The following is a 4,728-nucleotide window of genomic DNA, read 5'->3' as shown; positions in this document are numbered from 1 at the left end:
GCCAGGATCGTGATGCCCTCGAGGTAGCTGCGGGCGTGCTGACGCGGGCCGGTGATCACGGCCCAGCCGGACCGGAACCCGGCGACCCGGTAGCACTTCGACAGGCCACCGAAGGTGATCGTCAGGACGTCCGGGGCCACGATCGCCATCGGCACGTGGACGGCGTCGTCGTAGAGGATCCGGTCGTAGATCTCGTCGGAGAACAGCACCAGGTTGTGCCGGCGGGCCAGCGCGGCCAGCGCCTCGAGCATCTCCCGTGAGTACACCGCGCCGGTCGGATTGTTCGGGTTGATCACGACCAACGCCTTGGTGCGCGCGGTGATCTTGGCCTCGACGTCGGCCAGGTCCGGCATCCAGTCCGAGCCTTCGTCGCACAGGTAGTGCACCGCGCGGCCACCGGCCAGGGTCGCGACCGCGGTCCACAGCGGGTAGTCCGGGGCCGGGATCAGGATCTCGTCGCCGGTGTTCAGCAACGCCTGCAGGGACATCGCGATCAACTCGGAGACGCCGTTGCCCAGGTAGATGCTGTCGACGTCGACGTCGTCGACCCCGAGGGTCGTGTAGTACTGGGCGACCGCGGTGCGGGCCGAGAACAGGCCCTTGGAGTCGCTGTAACCGGCTGCGTTCGGCAGATTCCGGACGATCGCGGCGACGATGTCGTCGGGAGCGTCGAAGCCGAACGGGGCCGGGTTGCCGATGTTCAGCTTGAGGATGCGGTGGCCCTCAGCCTCCAGTCGCGCGGCGTGATCGTGTACCGGCCCGCGGATCTCATAGAGCACGTCCTGCAGCTTCGAGGACTGCGCGAACGTACGCTGCCGCGGCTGATGCCCCGCGTTCTGCCATGGCAGCTGATGAGTGGTCACATCAACTATGGTGCCACGGCTGTCCATCTATTTTCTAATTCAACAACCAGCCTGATCAGCGCTTACCCGGCGGGCGGGCACCCCGAGCGATGCCCAGGCCCTTGACCGGTGCTGCCGACGGAGCCTGGCCACCGTCCTCGCCATCGCTTGCGGCGGGCGTGGATTGCGGTTCTTCCTTCGCCTGAGGTTCGGGCTTGGCCTCCGGTTGCGACGCCGGCTCCGGCGCCGCGGATGGAGCCGCAGCAGCAGCAGCAGCGGTCTTCTTGGCTCCCGGGCGCTTGGCCCCAGCCGCTATCCCCAGTCCCTTGACCGGTGCGGCCGGTGCCTTGGCCTCCGGGGCGGCCGCGGGCTCGCTCTTTGCTTCAGGTTGTTGAGCCGGCGCGGATTGTGCTGCGGCTTCTGGCTTTGCCGCAGTCTTTTTCGCGCCCGGTCGCTTGGCCCCGGCAGCCAGGCCCAGCCCCTTGGCGGGCGCCGCAGGTGCCTTGGCCTCGGGAGCTTTCTCCTCGGTGGTCGATGGAGCTTGCGCGGCTTCAGCTTTGGGTGCTGCCTTGTTGGCGCCGGGTCGCTTGGCGCCACCGGCGATGCCCAAGCCTGTGACTGCCTTGGTGGCTTTGTCCTCGGCAGGCGCGGCCGCTTCCGGTGCGGCAGCTTCTTCCTTGGCCGGGGCGGTCGCGGTGGCAGCAGGAGCGGCCTCGGCTTTGGAAGCCGTCTTCTCCGCATGCTCGGCGGCCCGCTTTGCGGCAGTACCCTTCTCCGGCAACGTGATCGAACCGCGGTCGAGCGACTCGAGCAGCAGCTGCGCTACGTCGCGGACGTCGACGCCTTCGCGTCCGGCGGCCTCCTGACGGTCGTTGACACCGTCGGTGACCATCACCCGGCAGAACGGACACGCCGTCGCCACGGTGGTTGCGCCGGTGGCCAGCGCCTCGTCGACACGCTCGTGGTTGATCCGCTTGCCGATGTGTTCTTCCATCCACATCCGCGCACCACCGGCGCCGCAGCAGAAGCTGCGGTCGGCGTGACGCGGCATCTCGGCGAGCTTTGCGCCCGAGGCGCTGATCAGCTCACGCGGTGCCTCGTAGACCTTGTTATGCCGGCCCAGGAAGCACGGGTCGTGATAGGTGATGTCCTCGGAGACCGGGCTGACCGGGACCAGCTTCTTGTCGCGCACCAGCCGGTTGAGCAGCTGGGTGTGGTGCAGCACAGAGTAATTGGCGCCTAGCTGCTTGTATTCGCGGCCGAGGGTGTTGAAGCAGTGCGGGCAGGTGACCACGATCTTGCGGTCGACCGTCTCGACACCTTCGAACAGGCCGTCCAGGGTCTCGACGGCTTGCTGCGCGAGCTGCTGGAACAGGAATTCGTTTCCGGAGCGCCGGGCCGAGTCGCCGTTGCAGGTTTCGCCGGTGCCCAGCACCAGGTACTTCACTCCGGCGATGGCCAGCAGTTCGGCGACGGCTTTGGTGGTTTTCTTGGCCTTGTCGTCGTACGCGCCCGCACAGCCCACCCAGAACAGGTATTCGTAACCGTCGAAGCTGTCGACGTCCTCGCCGTAGACCGGGACGTCGAAGTCGACCTCGCTGATCCAGTTGGTGCGGTCGCCGGCGTTCTGGCCCCACGGATTGGCTTTGGTCTCAAGGTTTTTGAAGAGAACCGAGAGTTCGGACGGGAACTCCGACTCCATCATGACCTGGTAGCGGCGCATATCGACGATGTGGTCGATGTGCTCGATGTCCACCGGGCACTGCTCGACGCAGGCTCCGCAGTTCACGCATGACCACAGCACGTCGGGGTCGATCACCCCGCCCTGTTCGGCGGTGCCGACCAGCGGACGGGCCGCCTGCGCGGGTCCCGAGCCGGTTATCCGGCCGAAGCCGGACTCTGGCACATGGTGTTGGTCTGCTTCCTTCTCCCCGACCAGATCCTCGCTGAGGCCACCCTCGGGCGTGCTTTGCAGCGCGCTCTCTTTCTCGCCAAGTATGTACGGAGCCTTGGCCATCCAGTGGTCCCGCAGGTCCATGATGACGAGCTTGGGGGACAGCGGCTTGCCGGTGTTCCAGGCCGGGCACTGCGACTGACAGCGCCCACACTCGGTACAGGTGGCGAAGTCGAGGTTGCCCTTCCAGGTGAAGTCCTCGATCTTGCCGCGCCCGAAAATCGCGTCTTCCGGCGGGTTTTCGAAGTCGACGGGCTTGCCGTCGGCCTCGATCGGCAGCAGCGGACCCAGGCCGTCGGGCAGCCGCTTGAAGGTGACGTTGATCGGTGCCAAGAAGATGTGTAGGTGCTTGGAGTGCAGCACGATCAACAGGAAGATCAGCGCCACAGCGATGTGGGCGAGCAGCGCGAACGTCTCGATCCATTCGTTGGCGCTTGCGCCCAGCGGGTGCATCAGCGCGCCCATGGCGTGGGAGAAGAAAGCACCGTCGCCGTACGGCAGTGTTCCGGTGTTCGCCGACGCACCGCGGAAGATCGCGAAGCTGACGATGACCATGAAGATCATGAACAGGATCAGCCAGGCGCCGCCGGTGTGGGAGCCGTAGAACCGTGATGAACGGCCGTACTCCTTCGGTTCTGAGCGTAACCGGATGATCGAGAACGTTGCGATGCCGGCTACGACGCTCAGGGCGATGAAGTCCTGCAGGAAGCCCAGCGCGTCCCACCGGCCGACGATCGGGATGTGGAAATTGTTCTGGAACAGGGTGCCGTAGGCCTCGACATAGACCGTGCCGAGAATGAAGAAGCCCCACATGGTGAAGAAGTGCGCGAGCCCCGGGATAGACCATTTCAGCAGCCTGCGCTGACCGAACACCTCGCTGATCTGCGTCCAGACCCGCGTGCCGACGTCGTCGGTGCGACCGCTGACCGGCTGACCGGAAAGCGTGAGTTTGGCCAGCCACAGCACCCGGCGGACGGCGAGCAAAGCGATGATCGCCGTCATCCCCAAGCCGACAACCAGTCTGATCAGCATCTGCGTGTGCACGGAGCAACTCCCCAAGACTCGTGTTACTGGCCAGTAACTAACTGTATGTTACTGGTCGGTAACTTACCTACTGCACCTGCTCAAGCCGTGTAAGCCTGCTCATAGTGACATCTCCGGAGGCGTCACCGCGACGAAGGATGCCCTAACTTGGCTGCGGTCAACCACGAAGTGCGTTGCGTATGCAGGCGCAGGCTCAGAAGTGCGGTACGGGCGGTAACGGGGGCAAATTGCTTCGCCACCGATGTCGCCGAGGCTCTTGCGGCGTCCAGGTTGCGGTGTCCTGCGGCGGCGCGGGTTCGATCGTCTCGGTCGAGGTGTCCGTCGTGGTTGGAGTCGTCGACGACGGGCTGGTTGTGTGCGAGGACGTCGTGGTCGACGAGTGCGTCGTGGCCGGCGTTGGTGCGCCGCCCCCGCCGCCCCTGGCCAGGATGGCCAGGCCGTAGATGATGATCGCGACCAGTATCACCACCGCGAGGCCCCACAGGGCCAGAACCCATCGTTTGAGGTACCAGGGCGATGGGCTTTCCGTGATGCTGAAGCGTTCTGTCTCGTCGATGTTCGCGTTGCCCCTTGAAAAACCGTCGACGTCATACGTCGGTCGATCGCCGCCCACCGCTAAGGCGTCCCGCCGTCGTGGTGATGGTGGTGGTGGCCCTCGTCGATGCTGGTGCTGGTCGGCGGTGCCGTGGTGGTCGGCTCCGTGGTTGTCGGCGGGAAGGTCATGGTGGTCGTTGAAGCCGGAGCGAGGGGTTCGGTACTCGTCGGTGCCTCGGTCGTGGTGGGCGTCGTGACCCCGGTGGATGTCGTTGGCGATGTGGGGGTTTGCGTCGTCCCGCCGCTTCCGCGGGTCTGGTCGGCGAGATAGTAGAGAACCAGTCCGAGCAGGAT

General features: G+C 65.5%; 3 protein-coding genes and 1 pseudogene. All 4 read right to left on the bottom strand.

Features of this window, described 5'->3' with window-relative positions; all coding sequences use genetic code 11:
- Positions 1 to 890: aminotransferase class I/II-fold pyridoxal phosphate-dependent enzyme (locus tag VGH54_RS04230; protein ID WP_331510686.1), on the bottom strand; the 890-nt coding region annotated here is incomplete at its 3' end.
- A 28-nt stretch (positions 891 to 918) separates the two neighbouring features.
- On the bottom strand, positions 919 to 3,840 hold the full coding sequence (locus VGH54_RS04225) for a (Fe-S)-binding protein (protein WP_331510685.1): 2,922 nt from the start codon (positions 3,838 to 3,840) through the stop codon (positions 919 to 921).
- 193 nt (positions 3,841 to 4,033) lie between these two features.
- The gene (locus VGH54_RS04220; protein WP_331510684.1) at positions 4,034 to 4,453 is read right to left on the bottom strand and encodes a hypothetical protein; all 420 of its coding nucleotides are present in this window, start codon (positions 4,451 to 4,453) and stop codon (positions 4,034 to 4,036) included.
- Between the two features lie 2 nt (positions 4,454 to 4,455).
- Positions 4,456 to 4,728: pseudogene (locus VGH54_RS04215) on the bottom strand (hypothetical protein); the annotation flags it as partial.

It is taken from the genome of Mycobacterium sp. (assembly GCF_036488105.1).
Taxonomy (GTDB): domain Bacteria; phylum Actinomycetota; class Actinomycetes; order Mycobacteriales; family Mycobacteriaceae; genus Mycobacterium.
Note: the sequence above shows the minus strand (reverse complement) of the source record. Positions and strands in the feature narration are given on the sequence as shown.